This is a genomic window from Pseudomonas sp. 05T35 (genome assembly GCF_056396605.1).
In genome coordinates this window covers 1-445 of sequence record NZ_JBFTLU010000980.1, presented here as the reverse complement: position 1 = coordinate 445, position 445 = coordinate 1, and the positions used below count along the sequence as shown (strand labels likewise).

General features: G+C 52.7%; 1 tRNA gene. It reads left to right on the top strand.

Features of this window, described 5'->3' with window-relative positions:
• Positions 1 to 118: 118 nt before the first annotated feature.
• Positions 119 to 203: transfer RNA gene (locus AC1DH9_RS31010), tRNA-Leu, on the top strand.
• Positions 204 to 445: the final 242 nt, after the last annotated feature.

Genomic DNA, 445 nt, shown 5'->3' with positions numbered 1-445 from the left:
TGGTAGAGCACGGGATTGTGACTCCCGTTGTCGTGGGTTCGATCCCCATCGTCCACCCCATATTTCGAAAGGCGCCAGATTTAACCGTCTGGCGCCTTTGCTTTAACAGTATCAAGCCGCGGATGTGGTGGAATTGGTAGACACACTGGATTTAGGTTCCRGCGCCGCGAGGCGTAAGAGTTCGAGTCTCTTCATCCGCACCAATTAAAGCTTCAGCCAGGCCATTGGCCGGGTTGGAGTTCAGCAAAGAAGTTGTTTGACTTCTTTGCTACGCACTATGGTGGGCGGAGTTCGAGTCTCTTCATCCGCACCAATTAAAGCTTCAGCCAGGCCATTGGCCGGGTTGGAGTTCAGCAAAGAAGTTGTTTGACTTCTTTGCTACGCACTATGGTGGGCGTAGCTCAGTTGGTAGAGCACGGGATTGTGACTCCCGTTGTCGTGGGTT